This is a genomic window from Asaia prunellae JCM 25354 (genome assembly GCF_000613885.1).
Lineage (GTDB): Bacteria > Pseudomonadota > Alphaproteobacteria > Acetobacterales > Acetobacteraceae > Asaia > Asaia prunellae.
The window spans coordinates 35,544-62,130 of sequence record NZ_BAJV01000014.1; the positions used below are offsets into that span (position 1 = coordinate 35,544).

At 56.3% G+C, this 26,587-nt stretch carries 18 protein-coding genes, 2 tRNA genes and 4 pseudogenes; 14 read left to right on the forward strand and 10 right to left on the reverse strand.

Annotation, left to right across the window (positions count from 1 at the left end):
* Positions 1–53: 53 nt before the first annotated feature.
* The 4 genes and pseudogenes from JCM25354_RS18710 to JCM25354_RS18720 all read right to left on the reverse strand — a co-directional run bounded on the left by JCM25354_RS18710 (position 54) and on the right by JCM25354_RS18720 (position 5,521).
* Positions 54–1,516, reverse strand: a pseudogene (locus JCM25354_RS18710) (mannitol dehydrogenase family protein).
* Between the two features lie 170 nt (positions 1,517–1,686).
* Complete coding sequence (locus JCM25354_RS12090; RefSeq protein WP_025886200.1) at positions 1,687–2,739, reverse strand: FUSC family protein; 1,053 nt, start codon at positions 2,737–2,739, stop codon at positions 1,687–1,689.
* A 3-nt stretch (positions 2,740–2,742) separates the two neighbouring features.
* Positions 2,743–4,273: pseudogene (locus tag JCM25354_RS18715) on the reverse strand (Do family serine endopeptidase).
* Between the two features lie 129 nt (positions 4,274–4,402).
* On the reverse strand, positions 4,403–5,521 hold the full coding sequence (locus tag JCM25354_RS18720; protein WP_148301508.1) for an OpgC family protein: 1,119 nt from the start codon (positions 5,519–5,521) through the stop codon (positions 4,403–4,405).
* A 141-nt stretch (positions 5,522–5,662) separates the two neighbouring features.
* Here JCM25354_RS18720 and JCM25354_RS12105 point away from each other — a divergent pair, with 141 nt between their 5' ends.
* Together JCM25354_RS12105 and JCM25354_RS21405 are read left to right on the forward strand one after the other, a co-directional pair.
* On the forward strand, positions 5,663–6,808 hold the full coding sequence (locus tag JCM25354_RS12105; RefSeq protein WP_025886201.1) for an Mrp/NBP35 family ATP-binding protein: 1,146 nt from the start codon (positions 5,663–5,665) through the stop codon (positions 6,806–6,808).
* Positions 6,805–6,975: a hypothetical protein gene (locus JCM25354_RS21405; RefSeq protein ID WP_159103496.1), complete on the forward strand. Its 171-nt coding sequence runs from the start codon at positions 6,805–6,807 to the stop codon at positions 6,973–6,975. Before JCM25354_RS12105 ends, JCM25354_RS21405 begins: the two co-directional genes overlap by 4 nt.
* Before the next feature lie 121 nt (positions 6,976–7,096).
* Here the strand turns inward: JCM25354_RS21405 and JCM25354_RS22680 are convergent, their stop codons facing one another.
* The gene (locus JCM25354_RS22680) at positions 7,097–7,477 is read right to left on the reverse strand and encodes a hypothetical protein (protein WP_243444056.1); all 381 of its coding nucleotides are present in this window, start codon (positions 7,475–7,477) and stop codon (positions 7,097–7,099) included.
* 527 nt (positions 7,478–8,004) lie between these two features.
* On the opposite strand from JCM25354_RS22680, the gene JCM25354_RS18730 reads away from it, so the two are divergent.
* A complete protein-coding gene (locus JCM25354_RS18730) occupies positions 8,005–10,176 on the forward strand; it encodes a TonB-dependent receptor (RefSeq protein ID WP_051537396.1) in 2,172 nt (723 codons plus the stop codon).
* On the opposite strand, the gene JCM25354_RS18735 is transcribed toward JCM25354_RS18730, so the two are convergent.
* Complete coding sequence (locus tag JCM25354_RS18735; RefSeq protein ID WP_084294769.1) at positions 10,149–11,246, reverse strand: lysophospholipid acyltransferase family protein; 1,098 nt, start codon at positions 11,244–11,246, stop codon at positions 10,149–10,151. The two genes, JCM25354_RS18730 and JCM25354_RS18735, sit on opposite strands and share 28 nt — an antisense overlap.
* A 263-nt stretch (positions 11,247–11,509) precedes the next feature.
* On the opposite strand from JCM25354_RS18735, the gene JCM25354_RS12130 reads away from it, so the two are divergent.
* Entirely contained in the window at positions 11,510–12,079 is a 570-nt protein-coding gene (locus JCM25354_RS12130; RefSeq protein ID WP_025886203.1) for an HdeD family acid-resistance protein, read from the forward strand.
* A 71-nt stretch (positions 12,080–12,150) separates the two neighbouring features.
* On the opposite strand, the gene trpA is transcribed toward JCM25354_RS12130, so the two are convergent.
* Complete coding sequence (trpA, locus tag JCM25354_RS12135) at positions 12,151–12,966, reverse strand: tryptophan synthase subunit alpha (protein WP_025886204.1); 816 nt, start codon at positions 12,964–12,966, stop codon at positions 12,151–12,153.
* A complete protein-coding gene (trpB, locus tag JCM25354_RS12140; protein WP_025886205.1) occupies positions 12,963–14,189 on the reverse strand; it encodes a tryptophan synthase subunit beta in 1,227 nt (408 codons plus the stop codon). The genes trpA and trpB overlap by 4 nt, the downstream gene beginning before the upstream one ends.
* Before the next feature lie 125 nt (positions 14,190–14,314).
* On the opposite strand from trpB, the gene JCM25354_RS12145 reads away from it, so the two are divergent.
* From JCM25354_RS12145 to rho, 3 genes and pseudogenes are all read left to right on the forward strand, one after another.
* Entirely contained in the window at positions 14,315–15,301 is a 987-nt protein-coding gene (locus tag JCM25354_RS12145) for a magnesium transporter CorA family protein (RefSeq protein WP_025886206.1), read from the forward strand.
* Positions 15,298–15,825: a hypothetical protein gene (locus JCM25354_RS12150; RefSeq protein ID WP_148301509.1), complete on the forward strand. Its 528-nt coding sequence runs from the start codon at positions 15,298–15,300 to the stop codon at positions 15,823–15,825. The genes JCM25354_RS12145 and JCM25354_RS12150 overlap by 4 nt, the downstream gene beginning before the upstream one ends.
* A 220-nt stretch (positions 15,826–16,045) precedes the next feature.
* A pseudogene (rho, locus tag JCM25354_RS18740) lies at positions 16,046–17,340 on the forward strand (transcription termination factor Rho).
* Between the two features lie 178 nt (positions 17,341–17,518).
* Here rho and JCM25354_RS12160 read toward each other — a convergent pair.
* The gene (locus tag JCM25354_RS12160) at positions 17,519–17,965 is read right to left on the reverse strand and encodes a methylated-DNA--[protein]-cysteine S-methyltransferase (protein WP_025886208.1); all 447 of its coding nucleotides are present in this window, start codon (positions 17,963–17,965) and stop codon (positions 17,519–17,521) included.
* A 12-nt stretch (positions 17,966–17,977) separates the two neighbouring features.
* Between JCM25354_RS12160 and mnmE the strand changes: the two genes are divergently transcribed.
* The 7 genes and pseudogenes from mnmE (at position 17,978) to JCM25354_RS23525 (ending at position 25,603) form a co-directional block, all read left to right on the forward strand.
* Positions 17,978–19,282 (forward strand): tRNA uridine-5-carboxymethylaminomethyl(34) synthesis GTPase MnmE, encoded by a 1,305-nt coding sequence (mnmE, locus tag JCM25354_RS12165; protein WP_148301510.1) that lies wholly within the window; start codon positions 17,978–17,980, stop codon positions 19,280–19,282.
* A 7-nt stretch (positions 19,283–19,289) separates the two neighbouring features.
* On the forward strand, positions 19,290–21,146 hold the full coding sequence (gene mnmG / locus JCM25354_RS12170; protein WP_025886210.1) for a tRNA uridine-5-carboxymethylaminomethyl(34) synthesis enzyme MnmG: 1,857 nt from the start codon (positions 19,290–19,292) through the stop codon (positions 21,144–21,146).
* Positions 21,143–21,724: a 16S rRNA (guanine(527)-N(7))-methyltransferase RsmG gene (gene rsmG / locus JCM25354_RS12175; RefSeq protein WP_025886211.1), complete on the forward strand. Its 582-nt coding sequence runs from the start codon at positions 21,143–21,145 to the stop codon at positions 21,722–21,724. The genes mnmG and rsmG overlap by 4 nt, the downstream gene beginning before the upstream one ends.
* Positions 21,714–22,526 (forward strand): ParA family protein, encoded by an 813-nt coding sequence (locus JCM25354_RS12180; protein ID WP_025886212.1) that lies wholly within the window; start codon positions 21,714–21,716, stop codon positions 22,524–22,526. The genes rsmG and JCM25354_RS12180 overlap by 11 nt, the downstream gene beginning before the upstream one ends.
* Positions 22,523–23,403 (forward strand): annotated as a pseudogene (locus JCM25354_RS18745) (ParB/RepB/Spo0J family partition protein). The gene JCM25354_RS12180 and the pseudogene JCM25354_RS18745 overlap by 4 nt, the downstream one beginning before the upstream one ends.
* 91 nt (positions 23,404–23,494) lie before the next feature.
* Positions 23,495–23,570 (forward strand) — tRNA-Lys (locus JCM25354_RS12190).
* A gap of 929 nt (positions 23,571–24,499) precedes the next feature.
* Positions 24,500–25,603, forward strand: a complete 1,104-nt coding sequence (locus JCM25354_RS23525; protein WP_025886213.1) for an acyltransferase family protein — start codon at positions 24,500–24,502, stop codon at positions 25,601–25,603.
* Positions 25,604–26,498: 895 nt separating this feature from the next.
* Here the strand turns inward: JCM25354_RS23525 and JCM25354_RS12205 are convergent.
* A tRNA-Gln gene (locus JCM25354_RS12205) sits at positions 26,499–26,573 on the reverse strand.
* Between the last annotated feature and the right edge of the window lie 14 nt (positions 26,574–26,587).

A 26,587-nucleotide genomic window follows, 5' to 3' on the forward strand; every position in this document is an offset into this window, starting at 1 on the left:
AAAACTCGCCTGCCTTAGAAATCTGTCATGAGTGCGACTTTCGCGCACCCTTTTCAGTTGGGAAGAGCGGCCTTTACGCCCTTTTCACGGATAATATGACGCAATTCGATCACTTTTTTGTCAAGTTCTTCATGATTCAGTTTGCGCCAGCCATCAAAGGCAGGGAGGTCAAAGCCAGCTGAGAAATTATCGCTTCTGGCAATCTTCCAGCTTTCTTCCGTGAAAGTCGGCTCGATCGGGTCGAAGCTATCCCCCTTTTCGTTCTTGCCACGCAGCATTTCGAGATAGGCGGCCAAGCCGTAGGCAACCCGGTCGATTGGCAGCTTGCCCTTGAGCAGATTCTGGATCGTGGCGGTCCAGAAGACCTGCACCTTTGACTGGCCGTCACTTCCGATACGCAGGTTCTGATCGGCCATGGCGGGGTTCGAGAAACGGGAAATCACCGATTCCTTGTATTTCTCGAGATCTTCTCCCGGAGCAGCTTCAGGGTCGGGATGACATCCGTGTCCAGATAGGCTTCAACGAGCTTGCGCAGGTCGGGATCGTTGATTGATTCATCGATATGATCATAACCGAGCAGCAAACCAGAGAATGCCAGGAAGATATGAGATGCGTTGAGCATACGGATCTTCATGAACTCATAATCGGTCACATCATCGACCATCTGGACGCCCGCTTTCTCAAGGGCGGGGCGACCATCGGCGAATTCATCCTCGATCACCCACTGGGTGAAATCCTCGGCGACCAGTGGCAGAAGATCATCCAGACCGCTTTCACGGTTCAGGCGTTCAGCGATTGCCGGTGAAACTGTCGGCGTGATGCGATCAACCATGGCGTTGGGGAAGGTCGCATTGGCCTCGATCCAGCTTGCCAGTTCGGGATCACGGGCACGGGCAAAACCGAGAAACGCCTTGCGGGCAACGTTGCCGTTATGGCGCAGATTGTCACAAGACATGATGGTAAAGGCCCGGTTGCCGGCATCACGGCGACGACGCAGTCCCTCAACGACATAGCCGAAGATTGTTGAGGGCGTTTCCGGGTTGGCCAGGTCCCGCTGAACATCTGCATTTTCCAGATCGAAATCGCCGGTATGTTCGTTGATGTTATACCCGCCTTCAGTGATCGTCATGGAGACGATCCTGATTGAAGGATCGGAGAGCAGGTCCAGAACAGCATCCGGCTTTTCGGGAGCAAGAATGTAATCGGTGAGTGCGCCAATGACACTGCGCTTGCTGTCACCTGACGGGGCTGTTTCGGTCAGGGAGAAGAGGCAGTTCTGGGATTTGAAATCGTCAGCCTTTTTTTTGGAGCGTTCGCCCGAGGTCAGACCGACGCCGACAATACCCCACTGATGCTGCCCGGGCAGACCGAGGATCTTGTCGATATAGTAGGCTTCGTGCGCGCGGAAAAAATTGCCTACGCCGAAATGCAGGATTCCAGGCTTGATATCCTTGAGATCATAAGACGGAGCCGACACGCCTTCTGGCAGGTGCTGCAGGGTCTCACGGGTGATCATAAGCTCAAATCCCTTTTCGTTTTCTGTTCGTTTTGCACTCTACGGGCGGGGCTAGATACAAAGGGTCTTTCCCGTTCGTAAACAGGTGCATCGCGCATCATAGGCGCAATTCAGTCAATGCAACGTGCGAGATCGATCACAAGTTCATCCCGATGATGGTTCGGGCAAGGTTATCCGATCATTTCGCGCAGGTCCTTTGCGCGGCTTTCCGGGGTGCTCATGAGCACATCCGTGGCCCGACGCAGATCCTGGCGTAGCAGCGCAATGACAAAATGCATTTCTGGCAAGGCATCCTGCCCCAGCGTGGGCAGGGCGCTCAGAACATCCTCTCTGCCCGGACGGTATGGCTTTTCATGTGCCTTGCCTGCAGCATGAATTTCGCAGCGCCGTGCCAGTGAACGATAGGCATGGCTGAGGCCGGTATGTAATCCGGCCACACCGGAGAACCCGCCCCTGTCCTTGCCCGCATTGATGGCACGTGCCACCAGCATGGTATCACTCAGCATTCGGCGCATGAGCGCCGGAAGTACGGTCAGGATGGGGTGACGTTTTTCGAGCAGACCCCAGTTTTCCCGATAGGCTTCTGCCACACATTCATTGATGACCAGCAGGTTACGGGCGCAATGATCGTTTCTGGCTTCGAGCTCGCTCCACATCTCCTCGCGTCGCAGGGCTGCCTGAAGCAGCTCGTCCATTTCGCGAAACATGCGCCCTGCGGTCAGAAAGCCACGTCTTCTTGCGCTGGCATGCAGTACGACGAATGAGACAGCAAGCGATACGATAACCCCGAGAAAAATGGCCGTGAGACGTTCTGTCAGCGGCCAGTAGGGATTACTGCCTCGTGACGGAAGCAGGTAGACGATCATCAGCGTGACGCCGGCAAAACGTAATGAGGGGCGTACTGCAGCTATATAGGCGAGAGGCAGGAGCGCCATGCAGAAGATCGGCCAGTACAGGCCGAAGAGAAGGCGCGCGGTAATCGCCAGTGTCCCTACCACAGCACCGACGAGCGTGCCGACGATCTGGTCACGTGCTGTGGAAAAAGTCTGGTCTATGCTCGATTGTGTGACGATCAGAGCGGTGATCAGGGCCCAGATCGTCTCATCAAGGCCAGTTGTTTCGCCGATGATCCAGCAGAGGGCGACCGCTACCAGTGTCCGTACCATCTGGCGCCAGGGCGCCTCTCCGTCTGCGCGAGCTCTGAACAGGGAGGCAAAAGGCATCGGTCACTCTCCGGAGAGTGGCAAAGGCACCCAACGCAGCCCGTCCTGTCCCTGAACAAGAAGCAGGATTGTATGTTTTTTCTGCTGGCGTGCACGTGTCAGTTCTTTTGACAGGGCATCCGGCGAGTTTACGCCTACCTGCTGTACCTCCGTCACCACGTCTCCTGTCTGCAATCCGCGCGTATCAGCAGGGCCGTCGCGTGTGACGTCGGTTACAACGACACCGCGCTGGGAGTCGGACAGATTGTATTTGGCGCGCGTCTCGTCATCGATCGCTGCGAAGGTAACGCCCAGATCTGCCAGAGCCAGCTTGCTGGGTCCTTTGGTCTTGGCCTCGGTGGGTGGCATGTCGGGTGTCTCAGGTGAGGGGCGGATCTCACTGTCGCATCAAGTGTTTTTCCCTTGCGCCAGATGCCGAATGTCGTTTTGGTTCCCGGAGTGATTTCGGCTACCAGACGGGGCAGGGCATGACCGTCGATTGGTTTGCCGTTAAGAGAGACAATGACATCGCCTGTCTGCAGTTTAGCTGCTGCAGCTGGACCTTTTGGGTCAACACTTGCGATCATGGCCCCTTTTTCGGGTTTGAGACCAATACTGTCAGCAATTTCATGCGTGACATCCTGCACCTTGACCCCGACCCATCCACGCGACACATGGCCGTCGCGGCGCAACTGCTCGATGACTCCTTTGGCGTCATTGGCAGGAATGGCAAAACCGATGCCGATGGAACCACCACTTGAACTGTAGATGGCGGTATTGATGCCAATGACCTCACCGTTGAGGTCGAAAAGGGGGCCGCCTGAATTGCCGCGATTGATGGAGGCGTCGGTCTGGATATAGTCGTCATACAGGCCATGATTGATGTCGCGCCCGCGAGACGACACGATACCGCTCGTGACGGTACCAGACAGGCCGAACGGATTGCCGATGGCCAGCACGCGATCGCCCACACGTGCCTTGTCGCTGTCGCCGAAAGATACGATTGGGAAGGGCGCCTTGCGTTCGATCTTGATCACCCCGAGATCGGTACGGCTGTCGCGTCCTATGATCTTGGCTGGGAGCACCGTGCCATCCTGCAACGTGACCGATACCTTGTCAGCATCCTTGATGACGTGGTTGTTGGTCACGATATAGCCGTCAGGCGAGATGATGAATCCCGAGCCAGAGCCTGCATCTTGCGTGGCGGGTCCGACGGGTTCGGCGCATGGTTCATGTAGTCGTGAAAGAATTTCTCCATCGGCGAGCCGGGTGGAAACTGAGGAACCTGCGGCCCGTCATCAGGGCTTGCATCCGGGCCGTCATCATCATCGTCATCTTCGCCAGGCTTCAGCGTTGCCGAGATCGAAATATTGACTACGGCAGGCAGCAGACGGGCAGCAAGGTCCGCCAGTGAATCGGGAGCTGCATGCACGCTTCGCGCCACGGCAGCAGGATCGGCCTGAGCCGTTGCCATCGGGGCGCCTGTCGTCGAGGCTCCGGGAGGAGCCGCTGTCTGGGCGAAAACGGAAGAACTGGCGGAGACCCAGCCGCCCATCAGAGCAGCAAGAACGAAGCGATGTTTCATGATCTTACGGTAACGCAATTCATGGGTTTGCGTCACCTATCTCCGCGTTACGATCTTTCTTTGCTTCTTCCAGAGCTTCCTTGCGTGTCTCACCGGCCATCAGCGCGGCCTGACGGCGATGGCGATCGAGCCAGACTGCCAAGCATAAACGCCAAGGAAGCCGAGGATATTGACGAGAATCTGGATAACCCAGCCATCGCCGAAGCTGTTCATGACCAGACGGGCAAACAGATCCAGGATGGTTCCGAAGCTGAAAACCTCGAGAGAGTGGCGCCCGAGCATCGCCAGGCCCTGACCGCCCCTTGTCTCCGAAAGTCTTGTGGCTGTGATGGAGGACTGCACAAGAATAAGAATGGCCATGGCATCGACCCATCGCCAGATGGCAAGATCCGACTTGTCGGCCTGGGGGATATCGGCGAGCGGCCTGAGGCTTGGCAGGTTCCAGCTTTCGTAAGGGAAGCACTCAAGCGCGCCGAAGATCAGATAGATGATCGCGAGTGTTTTCGCCCAGAGTGGCCCTGGCAGATTGCCGTCGCGTCTGCCCGCCATGATGGCCGCCAGCATTCCCAGTGTGAAGATGAGTTGCCATGCGAAGGGGTTGAAGTACCATCCATCCGGGTCGAGCCAGTTCGGCAGATTGAGTGTAGGATCGCTGTTGATCAGACCCCAGAGCGCCAGACTCGTACCCCCCAGAAGCCATGGCGAAATCTTCCACAGGAAAACCAGCAGAGGGAAAGCCAGCAGAAGGACGATGTAGAGTGGCAGAATGTTCAGGTTGTTGGGGAGGGCTTCGAGGGAAAGCACCCGCCAGACCCATTCATGCCCGTGAGCAAGCTCGGGTTCGAGGAAATCGACCGGGACGGGAGAATAATGGCGCCATTGTCTGATGGTAAAGACCGACACCAGAAGCATGACCATCTGGAAAAGATAGAGCCGCCAGCAACGACGCACGATCCGTTCGATACCCACAAGCCAGCCACCTGTCGGAGGCCCGCGCAGGATCAGCCGACCATAAGCCAGCCATGAGGCATATCCGGCCAGAAGGACGAAGATTTCGGCAGCATCGGCAAAGCCGAAATTACGCAAAGTGAATCGGTTGAGCACATCCTGAGGGGCGTGATCGGCCAGCATCATCAGCAGTGCGATGCCACGAAGCGCATCAATGCGATGGTCGCGTTTCCTGCGTTTCGGGGCGGCGTCGGTCTTGGCCTCGCTCATTCCTGTCCTGCTTTCCTGCCCAGATAGTCCGGGAGGGTACCCGGCTCCGCCCTGCTCATACGCGCAGATGCTTGCGTGATCCACTTCCCGCCATGCTAAATGAAAGCGCACAGGGTACGGCCCCGTCGCCAGAGGACAAACATGACCGATTTTGAAAAACCCGCCAATGAAACCGACCAGCGCAGAATTCTCGAGACCCTGCGTCTTGTCAAAGACGAGGCAGGCACATCGAATGTCCTGAGTTTTGCCTCTCTCGAGGGCATCGCCCTGCGCGATGGTCATGCTCACGTGTCGCTTGCGACCTCGCGTGAGGATGCTGCCCGTATCGAGCCAATGCGCCCCCGTGTCGAAGCTGCCCTTGCCACTTTGCCCGGGATTTCACGCGCGACCATCATTCTGACAGCGCATCGCGCACCCGGAAAGGCCGCGGCACAGCCGCAGGGACACCGTCCCTTCCAGCTCGAGCAACCTGCCAACAGTCCAGGCCATCCCCAGCCGACGCGTCCTGATGGCAAGGCCCTGCCTCAGGTGCGTGCCATCATTGCCGTGGCATCGGGCAAGGGTGGGGTGGGCAAATCGACCACTGCGGTCAATCTCGCAGCGGGTCTGGCCAGGCTAGGGCTGCGCACCGGTATGCTTGATGCCGATATTTACGGCCCCTCCCTGCCACGTATGCTCGGTCATTCTGCCAAACCGGCTCTGGAAAACGGCAAGATCATTCCTGTCGAAGCCTGGGGCATGCATGCGATGTCGATCGGGTTCCTGGTTGATGAGCAGCAGGCCATGATCTGGCGCGGTCCCATGGTCATGGGGGCTATCGGGCAGTTTCTTGCCGATGTGGCCTGGCCCGCTCTCGACGTGCTCGTGATCGATATGCCCCCCGGTACGGGTGATGCCCAGCTTACCATTGCCCAGAAGCTCAGTCTGCGTGGTGCGGTGATTGTTTCCACCCCGCAGGATATTGCCCTGCTCGATGCCCGCCGTGGTCTTGCCATGTTCGAGCGGATGAATGTGCCGCTTCTGGGTATTGTGGAGAACATGTCCTATTTCTGCTGTCCGAACTGCAACCATCGTACCGAGCTTTTCGGGCATGGTGGTGCGCGTGAGGAAGCCGAGAAGGCGAATGTGCCGTTCCTTGGCGAAATTCCATTGCTTGCTGATATTCGCATGAGTGCTGATGCCGGCACACCGATCATTCTTTCGGCACCGGAAAGTGAGGCAGCACAGGCTTATACCCGTCTTGCCCGTGCAGTAGCCCAGAGCCTGCGTCTGGAGCCCGGAGCATGATCCGTCTGCTTCTGGCGTTTTTCATGGTTGGCGTTGCGCTTGCTGGGTGTGGGCCGCGCAAGGTTCCTCATCACGGATATGCAGCTGATGGATATGGAGTCATTGACGACTCTCCCCATCTTCCTCCGCCGGACACGTTATGGCATCCGGCACCGGCAGCACACTGAGGTGTAAAACGCTGCTGGAATTCCGTCCGGGGGTGTGCGGGTTTTGGGGCGCTGATCGATTCGAAAGTAGCGCGAAAGGGCGGACCCTTTCGCGTGTTCAGGGGAAAGCTCCGGAAAGCTTTCAGTTCCCGGCGGGTTTGGCCTGGTCGCCGGTATTTTCCGTCACGGAGACATCGCCGCTGACCGTGCGGTTGAGCACCGAGAAAGACACGGCGTCCATGGTCGTGACATCGACATCATCGCCGATCTTGAGCGTGCTGAGCAAAGGCCACAGGGCCTTTTGCCTGACAGTTACGGTGCGTGTGATGTCAGCATGGTCGATGACTGTTACCTTATGGGCAGCAGCATCGACAGCCACGACTTTGACGCGCTGACGCTGGAACGAGACGAGCGTGCCATGAGGGTGGCGCTTCGCATGGCCTTTGGCGGATGAAACCGTCGATTCAGGAAGCGGGCTGCCAGGGGCGGCAATATCAGCGGCCATGGTCTGGAAGAACCGCATCGAAATATGATCACCCGCTTCGAGATGAGGCAGATTCTTGGCATCCTTCGGATGGTGAGCGTAAGGAGACCGCCTTTCTGATCACGGAGGAGGATGGTTCTGGTCTGCATATCGACGGTTTCGACCGTCGCATTCATGTTTTGGTTGCCCGTGATCACGGCCTGCGCGGCTGCGTGCCTGGGGGTGGCCGTCAGGGCTGATGCCGACAGGAGAAGGGCAGTCAGTGCGGGGCCCAGAAAACGACGGGTCATACGCGTTATTCTCGAAACCATGGGAACGTTCTTGTCCTTCTTGGGTGTCAGTCAAAACTGGGAGCTATCGGATCGTTTTCCTGGTATGGAAGATCCAAGGACGTCAGGTTGCCCTATGTCTGTCTATCCGAAAAGGGGGCAACCGGCTCATGGCACGCAATTAAGTCATGTGGAAGCACCGGTTTGAGGCGCGCTGGTGATAAGACTGGCTGTACAAGACATCACTGTCGTAGAATCTGGCGTGACAGATAACTCATTTTGTTGTGAAAACGAGTCATGACTCTTTTCTCCTTGTCCTGCATTTATCGGCGCAGTCTGTTTTTCTTCTGTGTATCCGTTTTTTCAGGAGGCTGCTGTTTTGCCGGCATAACAGGAAAAGCCGACAAACCGGATGAGCGTATTCTTGTACGTGGACGTCAGGCAGCGGGAATAATGGCTGATTACGGTTGGCACGAGGTATCTCTCGGTCCTCTTGGAACCCGCTCCCTGCTCGATACGCCATTTTCAGTCATGATTGTGCCGCGCGATGTGATTCTGAATCAGCAGGCACGCAATGTGAATGATCTGGCCCAGTATCTGCCTTCCGTACAGCTGGAGATGCGCGGAGACCCCAATACAAGTCGACCACAGTCGCGCGGGTTTGAGGCTGATGTGATTGCCAATTCGCGTCTTGATGGTCTGAACATGGTCATTACCACGCCCTATGCCGCCGAACAGTTCGATTCACTTCAGGTGCTGAATGGTTTGTCAGGAGCGCTTTACGGCCCACAGAATCCGGCCGGGACATTTGATTATACACTCAACCGGCCGACAGATCATCCTAGGGAAAGGGTGGTCATGGGCGTCGATTCAGCGCAGGCCCTGATGGAGTCGTTCGATGCTTCGGGCCGTATCGGAAAGAGCAGATGGTTTGGCTATCGCGTGACGATGCTTAATCAGTCTGGTACGACCTATGCACCGGAAACCCATCTTCGACGCAACCTGATTAGTGGCGCTTTCGACCTGAATCTGGATTCCAGAACGCAGCTTCAGATTGATGCAAGCCAGTACAGCTATGCACAGCGTGGTTATGCTGGCGGATTTTCCTATGCAACGGGGCTGGCCCTGCCTGCGGCGCCTGATCTTTCGCGCAAAGGCTATGGTCAGGATTTCGCAGGTTACAACGCTTCGATCAATACGGTTCTGGCCAAGCTTATCCACCATTTCAACGATGACTGGTCGCTGACGCTTGGCGGATTGTATCAGGATGCCTGGCGCAATGTGTTTTCGGTTACCAATACTTTGACAGACTCGGCAGGTCATTATCGTACAAGCATTGCTGCTGCCACGACGGCCAATGATTTTCGTGTCTGGTCAAATCTGGCTTATGCGAATGGTCGATTCCGGACAGGGCCTTTTATTCACCGTGTGGTGATTGGCTCGAACGGGTACAGCATGGGCACATTCAACCCTACCAGGGGCGCCAATATGGTGCTCGGTACGGCTCGCATAGGTGCTCCGGTCACATTCTCTGGCACACAACCCTATTTCTCTGGGCGGTACCAGTCGGCGTCTATCACCTCTCAGTCGTTGCTGGCCGGCGATACAATTGCACTGACCCGCCACTTGTCGATCATGGGGACACTGGCCTGGAGCTGGCTTGATACGGGTAGCAGCAATAGCCAGGGCGTCACGACGGCGCGTTATCATGTCGGTGCAGTTTTCACGCCCATGACCAGCATCATCTATCACGTCGATTCTAGTACCAGTCTCTATGGCACCTGGGGCAGGGCGGTTCAGGCCGGACCTGTGGCGCCCATATCAAGCTCAAATGCCAATCAGGTTCTGTCGCCTCTCCGCTCGGAGGAATACGAGTTGGGTGTGAAATACCGTCCCGTACCGGATCTGATGGTAAGTGCGGCGGGATTTCGTATGACGCGCGGTTTTGCGTTCACTGATCCAGCTACCGGTCTGTATCGCGAGGCGGGGCAACAGCGCAATTATGGAGTGGAAGGGCAGATTGCCGGGCGTGTCACGAAAGCGGTGAGTCTGTTTGGCGGTGTTACCTGGCTGGATGCCCAGACCGGGGCAACCGGTACACTCCTTACGTCGCGCAAGCAGGTTGTCGGAGTTGCGCCTGTACAGGCCAATCTGTTGCTGGATTACCACCCGGGCTGGATGAGGAATGTGGCCGTGAATGCCAGCCTGCATGTCATGGGGCGTCGTGCTGCGGACGTTGCCAATTACAGTTTTGCGTCAGGGTTTACGACTCTTGATCTTGGCGCGCGTTATGGTTTTCACGTTTATCAGGTGCCGGTTGTTATACGTTTTGGCGTGTCGAATGTCACCGACAAGCAGTATTGGGCTTCGGTTTATCCAAGTTCGATCAATGGTGCAGCAAATGCCACGAATTCGGCTGTTGCCGGGTTACCGAGAACCTATCACGCAACCACGGAAATCGACTTCTGAGCGGGACATTCCGCTCCCGTATTCTGGGCGTCGGCTGTGGCGCGGCTGTCCAGAGGCTGCCACCCTGACACAGTATCGCTGTTCTGGCGCAACGCTGCAGCGCCGTAAGCCACTGCGCTCCATGCGGCATTGGCCAGCGCCTTGCGGCTTGGAAAATCCTCTGGTGCCAAAGGTGGATGCATGAGGATTGTAGCGCGCTTGTTGCGTCTTTTCAGAAATTGCCAGACATGCGGACCGAGATCCATATCACCATACCAGGCAAAGACAGCGCGGTTCGTCCGAGTGACAGGCAGTCCTTCAAGACGGTCATAGACAAGGGAAATGGGTTGGATGAGAGGGGTGAGCCCCGCCGGGTAGGAGGGCATATCGAGTGCCGGAGCGTTCTTGGGCAGGCGTGGCAGTTTGGCGATGGCGAAGAATGTTGACATGAACGGGAGTACACGAGATCCGTCAGATGAGGTGCCTTCAGGAAACAGAATAAGATTATCACCCGTGGCAAGGCGTGTGATCATTTCATCGCGTTCCCGACCTGTCGTACTTCTGTTTCGACTGACGAAAATTGTGCGGCCGATTTTGGAGACCAGTCCCATTATGGGCCAGCGCTCGATATCGCCTTTGGCAACGAAAACAGAATAGATCTTCGTACCGAGAACCGGAATATCGAGCCAGGAGGAATGATTGGCCACGTAAATGATCGGGCGCTCACCGCGCGCGCGCCCTTTTTTCCCTCCGACCGTGCCGACTGGCTGGCCGATCATCTTGATATCCAGATCAAGCAATCTACACAGCACACCCCAGATGACACGTGTCCAGCGTATTTTCAGTACACCAGGTATTGGCAGGAGAAGCGCTTCGAACCCTACCGAGAGCGGCACCCACACGACAACGCCAGCAAGGCGCAGACAGGCATGGAGCGCCTCTAGTTTCCCGATAATTTTTCCCGTGGGTGAAAGATCAGCGAAGTCTTCAAGAACCGGGCGATTTTTACCACCTGTGATAGCGTTGTCAGGAGAATGGCTCCATCGTGACAGCAATCCGGAGAGACGGTTTCGGAAGAGATCTGCGCTCATATCCTGTTCAATACTGTCATGATGCAAACGTGACAATCACCGTAACCGTCCAGCCTGTAGGGAATGCTACAGGTCTGATCAGCAAATGCCGGACAGGAAAGTCTATGCAGCTTGCCTGAAACACCGTTTCCCAAGAGGCTTCAAGGATGTTTCACGTGAAACACAGATCAAGGTCCGCAGGTGGATAACAGATAATTCACAAGTGCGAGGTGCGTCCCGGTGGAAGGATGGTGCGTCATTATCAAAAAGAAAGGAATGCAGATATGGCTGGTTTTGGCAATTTCCCCGAACTTCCTCCGATGAATCCTCAGCTTAAACCCAACTGGTTTATCGGTATGGGGGTGGTACTCCTTGTGCTGGGTGGGATCGCTTTTCTTGATACGGTTGTGACAACTCTCGCGAGCGTCATTGTAATCGGTTTCCTGCTGATTCTCTCGGGTGTGGCGTATCTGGTCCAGAGCTTCGCGCATCGCACAGTTGAGGGCTCGCGCTTCTGGATTACGGCCGTGATGGGCTTTTTCTATGTGCTGGGAGGCATTCTGTTGATTCAGGAGCCTGCAACGGGATCGGTCTTCATCACGGCGTTTCTGGCAGGGTGTCTGATGGCTTCGGGGATTATGCGTGGGCTCTGGGCAGCTGGCCATCGCTATGTAGCCAACTGGTGGACCTTGTTGCTCAGTGCGATCATAGCGCTTCTGACGGGGGTGCTGGTTTTTGCCACCTTGCCCTGGTCAGGGCTGTGGCTGATTGGAACGTTTATTGCCATCGAGCTGATTTTCGGGGGGATTTCCGCTTTGGCTTTTGGTCTTTCGCTCAAGAAAGTCGGCAAGTAATCCGGCGTTTGCTGAAAGCTTCTCTGTCAATTCAGGAATGAGGACAAAGGGGGCGATGAACGCCCCCTTTGTCATGTTCCACGTACGGCTCTTGCAATGTCGGCAAGCTGATCCAGAACAGCAGGAACAGTAGCAGAGCTTGCCTTGCCATTTTCAAGTGTGCTGGCCAGTGTCGCAATAAGAGCCGAAGCGACAACGGCAGCATCCCCGACTGACGCGGCCCGGGCGGCTTGTTCTGCCGTGCGTATGCCAAAACCTATGGCGACAGGCAGGGAGCTTGCAGCGCGCAGGCGTGGCAGTGCTGCTGCCAGTTCATCGTGGCTTGCCGTACGGGTGCCTGTGATGCCGGTGATGCTGACATAGTAGATGAAGCCAGAAGCCGTATTGAGCAGATAGGGGAGACGTTCATCCGGTGTGTTCGGCGCCACGAGCTGAATGATATCGAGGCCGTTTTTCTGTGCATCAGCAGAAAGCAGGTCGCTTTCTTCCTTGGGTAGATCGACGATAATCAGACCGTCGACACCGGCCTCAGCAGCGTCAACGCAAAATCGGGCCGGACCATAGCTGTCGATCGGATTGACATAACCCATCAGGATAATGGGTGTGTCGCTGTCGTTCTGACGAAAGGCGCGAACCATGGCGAGCACGCCTGCGAGTGTTGCTCCGGCTTTCAGCCCGCGCAACGCTGCCGCCTGAATGGTCGGTCCGTCGGCAGAAGGGTCCGAAAAGGGGACGCCGATTTCGATCAGATCGGCTCCGGCGGCAGGCATGCCCTTGAGCAGGGCAAGAGAGGTTTCGAGGTCGGGGTCATAGGCCTGAAGATAGGGAATGAGCGCGCCGCGCCCCTCGGCCTTGAGTGATTCGAAACGGGCCTTGATGCGACTCACAGTGACACTCCCAGATGGTCAGCGACGGTGAAGATATCCTTGTCGCCACGACCGGACAGGTTGAGAACAATGATCTGATCCGGCGTCATGCTCGGGGCAATTTTCATGACCTGAGCCAGGCCATGGGCGCATTCAAGGGCAGGAATAATACCCTCGGTGCGGGTCAGAAGCTGGAAGGCGTCAAGCGCCTCCTTGTCGGTCACGCCGACATATTCCACGCGTCCGATATCATTGAGCCAGGAATGCTCCGGCCCGATGCCGGGATAATCCAGACCCGCGCTGATCGAATGCGCCTCGGCAATCTGGCCGAACTCATCCTGAAGCAGATAGGTGCGGTTACCATGCAGAACGCCTGAACGCCCGCGCGATATGGAGGCTGCTGTCAGGCCGCTATCCAGTCCATGGCCGGCAGCCTCAACACCGATCATCTTGACCGATTCATCGTCAAGGAAAGGATGGAACAGGCCCATGGCATTGGAGCCACCACCAATGGCTGCGACCAGAACATCGGGCAGGCGGTTCTCGACAGTCAGGATCTGTTCGCGTGTTTCGATGCCGATAATCGACTGGAAGTCGCGTACCATCTCCGGGTAAGGGTGCGGTCCCGCGACCGTGCCGACCAGAAAATAGGTATCATGCACATTGGCCACCCAGTCGCGCATGGCCTCGTTCATGGCATCTTTCAGCGTGCCGGACCCTGCAGTTACAGGGTGCACCTCAGCGCCCAGAAGATGCATACGAAACACATTGGGCTTCTGCCGCTCGACATCGACTGCGCCCATATAAATGGTGCATTTCAGCCCGAACAGCGCGCAGACGGTTGCTGTCGCCACGCCATGCTGTCCCGCACCTGTTTCGGCCACGATACGTGTCTTGCCCATGCGTCGCGCCAGCAGGATCTGGCCCATGACATTATTGAGCTTGTGCGAGCCCGTATGATTCAGCTCTTCACGCTTGAGATAGATCTTTGCACCACCCAGCTCCTTACTCAGGCGCTTTGCATGCCAGAGCGGGCTGGGGCGGCCGACATAGTCCCGGAAGTAGTAATCGAGTTCCTGTCGAAAGCCCGGGTCGGCTTTGGCTGCCTGATAGGCATTGGCCAGATCCTGTACCAGCGGCATGAGGGTTTCGGCAACGAACTGCCCCCCGAACGTGCCGAAACGACCGCGCTGATCGGGGCCGTTACGCAGGCTGTTGAGACGGGGAGAAACTTCAGAACTCATGCGAATTGTCCTGTTTGAGGCATGGATCGACACGGCAAGCGGGTTTCTGCGATACCAGAGGGGCGGCGTAACGTCCATTCCCCGCCCCGCAGGGAAGAGAGGATGGAGCCGGAGAGGAAGGTTCGATGTTTCTAGCGCATCCGGTGGGGCGCCCCGTTCATGAAATTCTTGCCGTCGAGGATGCGAGGAATGTTGCCTGGCTTGATCTTGTCGAACCCAGCGAGGCAGAGATCCATCTTGCCGAGACCGTGACGGGATTGTCTCTGCCACGTCGTGAAGCGCTTGAGGAGATCGAGAGTTCGTCACGCCATTATCGTCGGGGTGATGTTATCTATCTCTCCACACCCCTTGTGCGCCTGATCAATGGGCGACTGACCACTTACCCCGTAGGTATAGTCGTTTCTCCCACATGGCTGATCACGCTACGTTATGCGAACTACACGGCGTTCGAAACCATGAGTCGCGACCTCGCGGCCAATGATGTCGATTTTGCCTTGTCTGATGTACCTGAGCTGGCGATCCATCTGCTGGAGATCATCGTGAACCGGCTGGCGGATGTTCTGGAGAATGCCGGTCGCACGCTTGATGCGATCTCACGAACGGTTTTCGCCAATCGGCGTCCCAATCGTCGTGTCCGTAATGCCGATGTTCTGCGCCAGACTCTCAGGCAGCTTGGCGAGAGCGGTGATCTGACTTCCTCTATCCGGGAGAGTCTCCTGGGGGTTGATCGCATCGGTATGTTTCTGGGTGATGCGCGCTATTTCGAATTTCGTGAAGCGCTGCAGACGCGTCTGCGCATTCTGGGGCGAGATGTCGCGTCACTGAATGACTATGTGGCTCAAATGACGCTGAAAGTGCAGTTTCTGCTGGATGCCACACTCGGTTTTATCAGTATAGACCAGAATGACGGCATGAAGCTGCTGACTGTGGTCAGCTTCGTCGGCATTACCCCGACCCTGCTCGCGGGAATTTATGGTATGAATTTCAAGATCATGCCGGAACTCGACTGGCATTATGGCTATTATTATGCGTTAGGCCTCATGGCTTTTTCGGTGCTGCTGCCCTTGTTCATTTTCTGGCACCGGGGATGGTTTGGAGATCGTTCATCGTGAACCGGTTCGCAGTGTCTTGTTCCTTTCTCGCTTTTGTGTCGATTGCGTCTCCAGCTCTCGCAAGTTCCGTTATGCACCCTGACACGCAACAGGCTCAGACAATGCTTGATCGTCTGGTGCAGGAGCCGCTTAAATTTGAGGGCGCCAGTGATTTTCCTCTCAGCTTTCGCCAGCCCGCCGGCTATCAGGGCCGACAGCCCACCCATGTGCTGATCGGTTATCATCTAGATGGTCTGAAGATCGCAGGCGAGTTTGTTGCACTTGACGCAGAGAACCGGCCTCTTCAGGCTGCCCCCCTCACGGGCCGTCTGCTTGAATCAGAGAGGGCAGATACTGCAGTGCCCTGTTATGTCGACATCGCATTGCCTGCCACGCTGCATCTGAGTGGTATATGTAGTCCGGCCCTGATTTCGGGTTCCTATAGTGAGACGGTAAAGGCTCAGCCCCTTTTGTTTCTTCTGCCTGGTCTGGGTGAAGGGGAGAAAAGCTCAGGCGAGTACATGATGAAGCCCTGGCGCCGCTGATCAGGACTGTTGACACAAAGCGCCGTTTCTCACTAAGATAGAAAGCAAGAGCCGCATGCTTCCATTGTATCGCGGCCTCTCTCAAGACCTTTCGTCTTCGCTCATCGTCGGGCCCGTTCCGCGGCCCATCTGACGGAGCATTCTTTCGCGATCGATCATCTGTCACGGATACGGTTCCGTCTCCCGGGCAGTGGACTATAGCCCATCTAAGGCGCTTTTCATGCATCTTGCTGAACTCAAGAAAAAATCCCCTGCCGATTTGCTGGCCTATGCTGAAGAGCTGCAAATCGAGAATGCGTCTTCAATGCGCAAGCAGGACATCATGTTCGCCATTCTCAAGACCCTGGCGGATAATGATCAGGCCATCTACGGTGAAGGCACGCTCGAGATCCTGTCTGACGGTTTCGGCTTTCTCCGCTCTCCCGAGGCCAATTATCTTCCTGGTCCGGATGATATCTATATCTCTCCCGCCCAGGTGCGCCGCTTTGGTCTGCGCCCCGGTGATACGGTCGAGGGGCAGATCCGCGCCCCGCGCGATGGAGAGCGGTATTTCTCACTGCTCAAGGTCAATTCGATTAATTTCGAAGAGCCTGATTCCGTCCGTCAACGCATCAATTTCGACAATCTGACGCCGCTCTATCCTGAGCGTCGTCTGCGTATGGAAGTCGAGCAGGCAGGGGCTCCGGAGCCGCAGCGACCGGCAAGGGCAAAAAAGACCAGCGTGATTACACACCGCGTGTGATCGATCTCGTGGCCCCCATCGGCATGGGTCAGCGCGCCCTGATTGTGGCACCGCCGCGCACCGGTAAGACCGTGATGCTGCAGAGCATCGCCTCATCCATCAGTGCGAATCATCCTGACGTCTTCCTGATCGTTCTGCTTATTGATGAGCGCCCGGAAGAAGTGACCGACATGGCCCGCTCCGTACGCGGCGAAGTTGTGTCGTCCACCTTCGATGAGCCCGCGACCCGTCATGTTCAGGTGACAGAAATGGTGCTGGAGAAGGCCAAGCGTCTGGTTGAGCACAAGCGTGACGTCGTCATTCTGCTTGACTCGATCACCCGTCTGGCCCGCGCCTACAACACAGTTGTGCCCTCATCGGGCAAGGTGCTGACCGGCGGTGTCGACGCCAACGCCCTGCAGCGTCCAAAGCGCTTCTTTGGCGCCGCGCGTAATATTGAAGAGGGTGGCTCGCTTACCATCATCGCCACGGCACTGATCGATACCGGTAGCCGTATGGATGAGGTGATCTTCGAAGAGTTCAAGGGTACGGGTAACTCCGAGCTCATCCTCGATCGCAAGCTTGCTGACAAGCGCACCTTCCCGGCTATCGACATCACCAAGTCGGGCACGCGTAAGGAAGAACTCCTTGTCGATCGTGCCATGCTCTCGAAGATGTGGGTGCTGCGTCGTATCCTCTCGCCAATGGGCACGATGGATGCGATGGACTTCCTGCTCGACAAGCTGAAATACAGCAAGACGAACCAGGATTTCTTTGACGCCATGAACAACTGATCTTCCGATCTGTTCGTGACGATCAAGCCGCCGGGTGCCTCAGGGTGTCCGGCGGTTTTTTTATAGGCTTCGCCCCAGATCTAACCCAAAGTCGTCGTCCTTTGGAAAACCTGAAGCAGGACATAAATAAGGGTCGCATTTCTGTTCGGGAACGGGGCGAGGCCTCGTGGAGGCTGTGTTAAAGCGCGACTCCTTCGAGACGGAGCAGATAGCGTTTGTCATCCAGGCCACCTTCGCCGGAATAGCCGCCGATATGGCCTTTGCCGAGTACGCGGTGGCAGGGAATGAGGATCGGTATGGGATTATGGGCCATGGCTCCGCCAATTGAGCGGGCGGAACCGCCTGCTTTGGCGGCGAGTTCGGCATAGCTGATGGTCTGACCGTATGGCACGTCACGCAGGGCGGTCCAGACTGCCTTGCGATAGGCAGTACCCCAGGGGGACAGGGGCAGGTCGAAACTTTCGGGCTCGCCATCGAAATAGCGTTCCAGCATGGTCTGGGCGCGGGTAAGAAGGGGCGTCGCTTCCTGGTCGCGGCCCCAGCCCCAATCGAGGGCGACGATTGCGCCTTCATCTTCGCTGAGGGTGAGAGGGCCGATCGGGGAGTGCAGAGAGAGCTGGGGCATAAAGGAATTCACATGGTTGACGCGATGGAAAGCCCGGCGGCGCACAAGGGCGAGGTCATTTTCGCTCTGGCGACAGGGGCCGGACGGGCGGCTATTGCCATCATGCGCGCAAGTGGACCCGGCGCTCAAGAGGTGCTGGCGGGGTTGTGTGGTGGTCGCTTGCCGCCACCGCGTCATGCGAGCCTGCGAGCCTTGCATCAGGGTGGTGAGCATCTGGATGACGCCATGGTGTTGTGGCTGCCCGGACCGCGCTCCTATACGGGCGAAGACGGGTTTGAACTGCATCTCCATGCCGGGCCTGCGGTGATTGATCGTGTGGCTTTGGCACTGACAGCACTCGGCGCCCGACCCGCAGAGGCTGGCGAATTTACGCGTCGAGCGGTGCAGGCTGGCAGGCTCGACCTGCTTCAGGCAGAGGCGATAGGGGATCTGGTCGAGGCCGAAAGCGAGAGTCAGAGACAACAGGCGCTGGCTCAGGCGGATGGTGCGCTGAGCCGTCTTTATGACGGGTGGAGCGAGCGCCTCAAAACCCTGCTGGCCCATCAGGAGGCACTGATCGATTTCCCGGATGAGGATCTGCCGGAGTCGGTTGAGCTGATGCTCACGAATACGCTCGATGAACTGCGTTCGGCACTGCAAGCGCATCTGGCAGACAAACGTGGTGAGATTGTGCGCCGTGGTCTGACTGTCGTGATTGCTGGTGCACCCAATGTGGGCAAGTCGAGTCTGCTCAATCATCTTGCCGGATACGACGCGGCGATTGTCACGCATCGGGCAGGGACGACCCGTGATGTGATTGCCATAGACTGGCTTTTTCATGGTGTACGCCTGCGTCTTGTCGACACGGCGGGGCTGCGAGAGACAGAAGACGAGATTGAGGCCGAAGGCATCAAACGGGCAATGTTTCACGTGGAACATGCAGATCTGGTCGTGCATGTCATGGCGGGTGAGGTGGAGATGCCTCTTCGTCCCGATGCGCTTCTCGTCAGCAACAAGATTGATCTGCAACCTACGCTGACTGGAACCCTGGGCCTGAGTGTGCAGACAGGTGAGGGTATGCAGGATTTCGAGGCCGTGTTGGCCGAGCGTATCAAGGCCCTGACAGCGGGTGTCGGTGCGCCTCTGACCCGCGCCAGACACAGGGCTGGAATTGAGGAGGCGCTGCTTTATCTTGATCAGGCACGCGAGGCATCCTGGCCTGAAGTAAGGGGCGAAGCGCTGCGTCTGGCGATGAGAGCGCTTGGGCGTCTGACTGGACAAGTTGATGTCGAGTCTCTGCTGGATGTGATATTCGGACAATTCTGCATTGGTAAATGAGGGCTGAGTGAACGAGTTTGATGTTGTCGTCATAGGCGGTGGACATGCGGGAAGTGAGGCGGCGGCGGCTTCGGCACGATTCGGTGCGCGCACGCTTCTTCTGACCCAGAAACCTGAGATGATCGGCGCCATGTCGTGCAACCCTGCCATCGGCGGGATTGGCAAAGGCCATCTTGTGCGTGAGATCGACGCACTGGATGGGTTGATGGGTCGTGCAGCCGATCAGGCGGGTATTCATTTCAAGTTGCTGAACCGTTCCAAGGGGCCTGCCGTTCATGGGCCACGGGCTCAGGCGGATCGTTTTCTGTATCGCAATGCCATTCAGGCGCTTCTGGCAGAAACGCCCAATCTCACCATCATGGCAGGAGAGGTGGCGGATCTCCAGACGGATGCCGGGCGCGTCACTGGTGTGATGTGCGAGGATGGACGTCTCTTCAGATGTGGTGCTGTCGTTGTCACCAGCGGGACTTTTCTGCGTGGTGTCATTCATATTGGTCATACGCAGGAGCAGGCGGGACGCATTGGAGAGCGCCCAGCAGCCCGCTTGGGTGAGCGGCTGGAGGCGATGGGTCTGCGTATGGGGCGCCTCAAGACTGGCACACCAGCACGCATCGCCCGGGACACGATTGACTGGGAGTCTCTGGCTGAAGACAAAGGCGATGCTGTACCAGAGCCCTTCAGTCGTCTCACGGAGACGATCACTACCGAGCAGCTCTCCTGTCGCATTACCAGCACCACGCCGCAGACCCATCAGATCATTCGCGATAATCTGGCGCTTTCGGCGCTGTATGGTGGCGCGATCGCCGGGAGAGGGCCGCGCTATTGCCCCTCCATCGAAGACAAGATCGTCCGTTTCGGTGAGAAGGACGGGCACCAGATCTTTCTTGAGCCGGAGGGGCTGCCGGGTAACCCGGGCGGTGATCTCGTTTATCCCAATGGAATTTCCACAAGTCTGCCCGCTGATATTCAGGCACTGATGATCGCGTCTATCCCGGGGCTGGAGAAGGCGCGTATCGTCACACCGGGTTATGCGGTGGAATACGACTATGTAGATCCGCGTGAACTTGCGCCCAGTCTTGCTCTGACAGTCATGCAGGGGCTTTATCTCGCGGGGCAGATCAACGGAACCACCGGTTATGAAGAAGCCGGAGCGCAGGGTCTGCTTGCTGGTCTGAATGCCGCGCGCTTCGTGGCGGGGAATGATCCACTCGTTCTGGGACGTGATCAGGCCTATCTGGGCGTGATGCTCGACGACCTCACGCTTCAGGGTGTGTCGGAACCCTATCGTATGTTCACCTCTCGCGCCGAATACCGGTTGAGCCTGCGCGCTGATAATGCTGATTTGCGTCTGACTGCTCTGGGGATGGCGATGGGCTGCGTCGGGGCGGAGCGCGCCGCGAGGCTTGCGTCGGACGAGCACGCCATTGCTCAGGCCATGGAGCAGGCACGCAATGCCCTTCATGCGCCTCAGGATCTGGCCGCGCAGGGTATCACCGTCTCACAGGACGGGCGTCGTCGTTCGCTGCTCGACATCCTGTCAGGACAGGCCAGTGAAGAGGCGGTTGCACGTCTTGCGCCATGGTTCGCGGCTTTACCCCTGCGCGTGCGTCGTCATGTCGAGACAGAAGCGCGCTATGGTGGTTATCTTCAGCGCCAGGAACGTGAGATCAGGCAGTTGGCCGGTGAGGCGCAGATCGCCCTGCCAAGCGACCTTGATTACGGTCGTATTGGCGGATTGAGCAGCGAGATGAAGGAGCGGCTATCGGCCGCAAGGCCGGCCAATTTCGCGGCAGCCCAGCGCGTGCCGGGCGTTACCCCAGCGGCCATGATTGCGCTTCTGGCTCATGTGAGGGCGGTGGCATGAACAACGTTTCACGTGAAACTGCAGAGCGTCTGGAAGCCTTCGCAGCCATTCTCGAAAAATGGAATGCGCGCATCAATCTGGTGAGCCTGCGCGATATGCCCCATCTCCGGGAGCGTCATATAGAGGATTCTCTGAGGCTGGTGCCGTTCATAGAGCGTGGTGCGCGGGTGATCGATCTTGGCTCGGGTGGCGGGTTTCCAGCCCTTGTGATCGGTATAGCCTGCGACGCCGAGATGGTTATGGTGGAGTCAGATCAACGCAAATGCGCGTTTCTGAGAGAGGCAGCGCGGGCCTGTGGTGTCAAGGCGCAGGTTATTCCAAGGCGCATCGAGCAGGCCGAAATCGCTCCTGCTGCCTATGTCACAGCGCGCGCTCTGGCATCGCTTTCACAATTGCTGGAATGGAGCGCGCCCTTTTTGCTGCCAGAGGGAAAAGCCCTGTTTCTGAAGGGAAAAAATCTGCCAGATGAGTTGACCGAAGCCGAACGGTGCTGGCACATGCAGCATAGAATTCTGGACAATCGCGCCACCTCAGGGGGCGCCATCATCGAGATAAGTGATATCAGACGTGTCGACTAACGACACGGGCAAAAAGGCCCGTATTCTTGCCATAACCAACCAGAAGGGCGGTGTGGGCAAGACAACAACAGCAATCAATCTGGCTGCTGCGCTTGCCAGTACGCAGCGTGTGCTTCTGGTTGACCTCGACCCGCAGGGCAATGCCTCGACCGGGCTTGGTGTGGATTATAACGCGCGTCAGATTGGCAGCTATGCCGCTCTGATGCAGGAGGCGGCTCCTGACAAGCTGCCTCGCCCGACAGGGATGGACAATCTCGACATCATCGTCGCCAACACCGACCTGGCTGGCGCTGAAATCGAACTGATTGGCAGTGATCGACGTGAGTTTCGTATTCGCGAAGCCCTTGAGGCTCTTTCCGGACGCTACGATGTCATTCTGATTGATTGTCCCCCGAGTCTTGGCTTGCTGACGCTCAATGCGCTTGTGGCCTCTGATGCTGTTCTGATTCCGCTACAATGCGAGTTCTTTGCCCTTGAGGGGATCAGTCAGATCGTACGCACGGTTGATCGTGTGCGTCGTGCGTTCAATGCTGATCTGCATGTAGCTGGAATCATTCTCACCATGTACGACCGGCGCAACAACCTCTCCGAACTGGTGGCGGCAGATGCACGAAATTTCTTTGGTGAACAGGTGCTGGAAACGCTGATACCGCGCAATATCAAGATATCAGAAGCTCAGAGCCATGGTTGTTCCGTGCTTGAATATGATCGACGCAGCAGCGGTGCTGCGGCTTATCTTGCCCTTGCACAGGAAATTGCCGGGCGTCTGGGCCTTGGTTGCAAGGAAGGGGCTTCTTCATGAGCAAGAAACCGGCTCCACGCCTCGGGCGTGGTCTCGCTGCCCTTCTGGGAGATCAGGCTGTTGAACTGCCACGGCTCCTGCTTCAGGTCACGAGACTGTTCCAGGCCCGGCCATGCTCGGTGTTGATCTGTTGGCGCCTGGCCCTTTCCAGCCACGAGTGGACATGGATGAGGGCCGTCTGAATGAACTGGCTGACTCGATCCGCAGCCGGGGTGTGCTCCAGCCAATCCTGGTACGGCCTGATCCTGATCAAAAAGGACGCTATCAGATTATCGCTGGCGAACGTCGTTGGCGGGCGTCGCAACGCGCCGGTTTACATGAGGTGCCGGTGCATGTGCGTCTGCTGGATGACGCCGATGCCATGGCGGCCGCTCTGGTCGAGAATCTGCAGCGCGCCGATCTTAATGCAATTGAAGAAGCCGAGGGCTTGCAAAGGCTTCTGACCGATTACGCGCTGACACAGGAGGAGCTGGCTGGTGCGGTTGGCAAGTCGCGTCCGCATATCGGCAATATCCTGCGGCTTCTGAACTTGCCGGAGGCTGTGCGCCAGAAGGTACGTGATGGATTGTTGAGTGCAGGGCATGCCCGTGCATTGCTGGCTCATCCTGACCCGTGTGCTGCAGCTGATATCGTTATCGCACGTGGGCTCAATGTGCGTCAGACAGAAGCTCTGGCCCGTCAGACACCCAGAGCCGAGCAGGAGGAGGTCAAGCCGCCTCGTGACAATGAGCTGGTCCGTCTGGAGCGGGATCTGGCTACGCGCCTCGGGCTCAAGGTCAAGATTGAGTTCAACGGCAAGGGCGGTTCACTGCGTCTGGATTATCGCAGCCTTGATCAGTTCGATACGCTCATGCGGCTGCTTTCCCCGGAAAACTGAATAATATAGTTTCATATGCGGAACGATGTATTTTTCCTCTTGATGCCCGTTCCGCCCTTTGTTAGAAGCCCTCTCACCGGAGCGGGGCTATGGGCACATAGCTCAGTTGGTAGAGCAGCTGACTCTTAATCAGCGGGTCCAAGGTTCGAGCCCTTGTGTGCCCACCATTGCCCCGCCGGTACCTTCCCTTGAAATAGTATCACAGCCTGTCGCGCCCTTTGGCGCAAAGGGCTGATATCAGAACGGACAGACCGTAACGGACGAAGTGGTTCGCGAGACAACGTCTCGTCTTTACGATATTTCCTATCAAAATAGTCTCGCTATGGTTTCCGGGATTGGATAAATTAGACTGTCTGCGTGAGCCGGGATTTTGATAGATAACTATTGCCGTACCTAGAGCATTATCCCTCTTAACGAATCCGCATCGCTGGAGGACTGGGCGTGTGCCGATCGACGAGGGCCTCAACTGTGCTTGGAAACCGTAGCAGATGCTTACTGCGAGTCGGTACAAAGATGAGTCCCGCCTTGGAAGAACGTCACTCTGATCTGCGCCGTGTATCGCGGATACTCTTCGCAGATGGGATGATGAGAGCGGGCTGTTAGCTCCGATAGACGCAAGTCTGCTCCAAGCTTGGGCGAAAGATGGAATTGCCAAGACATAGTATCGAGGTGCTGCCTTTCCGCAGGTCTTTGCAGACGAAGCTTTGTCTGAGCAAAAAGCTGTCTCATCTAGCTCGAAGATACGTGGTATTTAGCCAACCCTCAGATGTGGTGCTCTGTTCTGATCAATTAATCTGACGCTCTCGCTGGCGGTGGCACTGGTCGTTGCGCAACTGTAGAGCAGACTGAATCTCCGACCGATCTAATTATGCGACTTCTAGCCAGATCTGCTCTGACAGCCCCGTGATCGTGATGACGTGTCATCTCTCTGAATACGAATGACCAGGGCGCATACCGATCCTTGATAACTGGAACAAAATCCGAGCCCATAGAGGTGCTACGGCGTTACGAACATCTAGGGATATGCAAGTCTTATATGAGAGAGTAATTATGCGACCGATCTCTCTGAAGTATGTTTCATTCAAGCGGAACAATCATGTTTTTTCCATTAATAGATGTTTTACGCGGATTCGCAGCAATATCTGTAGTAATATTCCACATTATTTCTCATTTTAATTGGGATTCATTCCCTAAATCAGGACCGCTCGTCTGGTTTCGGATAGGGTGGGTTGCTGTAGATCTTTTTTTTGTCATTTCAGGGTTTGTTATTAGTCTATCTGCATTCAGTACTCTGGATAAGACTTCAGACAGAATTCTTTATTACAGGCATTTTATAAGACATCGTCTCGCTAGAATTGTTCCGCTCCATTACCTGACGTGCCTTGTATTCATCGTGTTCATCATGCCTTTCATGTTCTTCGATCATAGAGCCTGGTGGCATATAATCACACACTTGCTATTTATTCATAATTTATTTGCCGATCATCAGGGATCTATCAATGGCGTAAATTGGTCATTAGCTGCAGAAATGCAGTTTTATCTAGTTATTATGTTCCTTGCGCCATACTTGAAGAAAGTTCCGTGGTGGGGAATATTGATTGGGAGTATGATCGTAGCGTGGTCTTGGCGTGCTGCCGTTTTTCTCACGACCGATCTGCACGGGCCCACCGGCGTATTCCATCGATTTGTTTTTGAAACCCAGTTGCCGGGAATGATCGATGAGTTTGCATGCGGCATATTGCTCGCACGATTTGTCAGAAGCGAGAGTGGAAAACGCTTTCTGACGCAGAATGTACAGAGACTATGGCTAGTACCACTATCAGCCATGTGCCTGGTCTATTCCGCTCAGAGGATCTTCTGGCACCATGCGACGTTCTGGGATTCGTTCGGAATGGTGGTATTTTTCCGTACTTACCTTGCTATCACGTGCGTTAGTCTTGTTCTGTTATGCTGCTGTTTTAACCAGAAAATAGTAGTAAAATTATCTGCTCCACTTCGGTATCTTGGAACTATATCGTTTGGTGTATACTTATGGCATTTATCTGTAATAATGTCATTCAAACATATGGATTGGCTGAGTGGTGGTCGAGCTCTCCCAGTTATTGTTATAATAACCATTATCTTTGCTGTCATATCATGGGTGTTTATCGAGAAGCCGATTATGGCTTACTTCTCGCGGAAGTTGCCGCGTAATGATTGATAGTGTGGGAGCGTTTGTCATCAAGGTTGGAATGTAGAGGGCCCGCGTCCCAGGAAACTCAAGCAATCGATAAGGACGTGCTCCCTTTTTCATCTGTTTGAGAGGAGAACTCATGGCTCTTATGGCTTGGTGCTGATGTAATGGCAAAGGTCATAAGAGCTTGCTCTCAGGAACTTTGCCTGGCGATCTGACAGGGTGTCTTGCCGCTGAACTGTTTAGGCATGGTACTGTAGTCATGCTGGCAGGCAGCAACGGCTTCCCGGGCCTGCGTCAGGGCTCTCGTTGAGACGCTCATTGCGCGATTGCCCATAGAAGCTGTTGACGTCAGTATCTTGCTGGAATTTACCGGGTGCGATGTATGCTGATTGAGCCTTGTCGCCTCCGTCCGTTCTCGAATGGTATGCAGCGTGAACTGTTCGGTAATTGCTGACAGCCGTACGAGGTCTGCCGCGCATAACGGTCGGCTTAGGCAACTCCAGTAAGCCTGTGTTCGATGGATAGGGGTGTGGAGCTGACGGTTATAAATAAGCCGTATCTTGGCCACAACTTTGGGACCATAACGTGCACGATAAAGGTCTCAAACGCCTCGCGGTCGACGGGACCGTTCATCACGAGCGGGGAGGCCATGCTCAGCGATGGAGGTCGTTCTGCGCCGATGGTTGGACGGCCTCCCCGCGGACGTAGTCCTTGACCCCACGGACAGCTTCCTTGGGTGCAGGCCATGTTAGTCCCGGCTCATATTTCGTCGATAAAGACCAGGCGCTCGGAATTAAGTTGGACCTGCCCGTCGAATCAGCCCTGACGTTGGCTCATTATGTCTGGCGGATTTTACTCGCAGGCGCGGGCTTTTTTTTGGGTGATCCCGTAGCGAGCGAAGAAGTTCTGCGGCCCGCGCTGGCTGGGATGGGAGGGATCGAACCTCCGAATGGCGGAATCAAAATCCGCTGCCTTACCGCTTGGCTACATCCCATTGCGTGACAGGGC

What these genes read in the sequence shown, in the direction of transcription:
- JCM25354_RS18735 (WP_084294769.1), bottom strand. Translation starts at nt 11,246, where the DNA reads ATGAGCGCAGATCTCTTCCGAAACCGTCTCTCCGGATTGCTGTCACGA.
- JCM25354_RS21405 (WP_159103496.1), top strand. Translation starts at nt 6,805, where the DNA reads ATGATCCGTCTGCTTCTGGCGTTTTTCATGGTTGGCGTTGCGCTTGCT.
- JCM25354_RS12145 (WP_025886206.1), top strand. Translation starts at nt 14,315, where the DNA reads ATGTTTCTAGCGCATCCGGTGGGGCGCCCCGTTCATGAAATTCTTGCC.
- trpB (WP_025886205.1), bottom strand. Translation starts at nt 14,189, where the DNA reads ATGAGTTCTGAAGTTTCTCCCCGTCTCAACAGCCTGCGTAACGGCCCC.
- JCM25354_RS12130 (WP_025886203.1), top strand. Translation starts at nt 11,510, where the DNA reads ATGGCTGGTTTTGGCAATTTCCCCGAACTTCCTCCGATGAATCCTCAG.
- mnmE (WP_148301510.1), top strand. Translation starts at nt 17,978, where the DNA reads ATGGTTGACGCGATGGAAAGCCCGGCGGCGCACAAGGGCGAGGTCATT.
- JCM25354_RS18720 (WP_148301508.1), bottom strand. Translation starts at nt 5,521, where the DNA reads ATGAGCGAGGCCAAGACCGACGCCGCCCCGAAACGCAGGAAACGCGAC.
- JCM25354_RS23525 (WP_025886213.1), top strand. Translation starts at nt 24,500, where the DNA reads ATGTTTTTTCCATTAATAGATGTTTTACGCGGATTCGCAGCAATATCT.
- JCM25354_RS12160 (WP_025886208.1), bottom strand. Translation starts at nt 17,965, where the DNA reads ATGCCCCAGCTCTCTCTGCACTCCCCGATCGGCCCTCTCACCCTCAGC.
- JCM25354_RS18730 (WP_051537396.1), top strand. Translation starts at nt 8,005, where the DNA reads ATGACTCTTTTCTCCTTGTCCTGCATTTATCGGCGCAGTCTGTTTTTC.
- JCM25354_RS22680 (WP_243444056.1), bottom strand. Translation starts at nt 7,477, where the DNA reads ATGCGGTTCTTCCAGACCATGGCCGCTGATATTGCCGCCCCTGGCAGC.
- JCM25354_RS12090 (WP_025886200.1), bottom strand. Translation starts at nt 2,739, where the DNA reads ATGCCTTTTGCCTCCCTGTTCAGAGCTCGCGCAGACGGAGAGGCGCCC.
- rsmG (WP_025886211.1), top strand. Translation starts at nt 21,143, where the DNA reads ATGAACAACGTTTCACGTGAAACTGCAGAGCGTCTGGAAGCCTTCGCA.
- JCM25354_RS12105 (WP_025886201.1), top strand. Translation starts at nt 5,663, where the DNA reads ATGACCGATTTTGAAAAACCCGCCAATGAAACCGACCAGCGCAGAATT.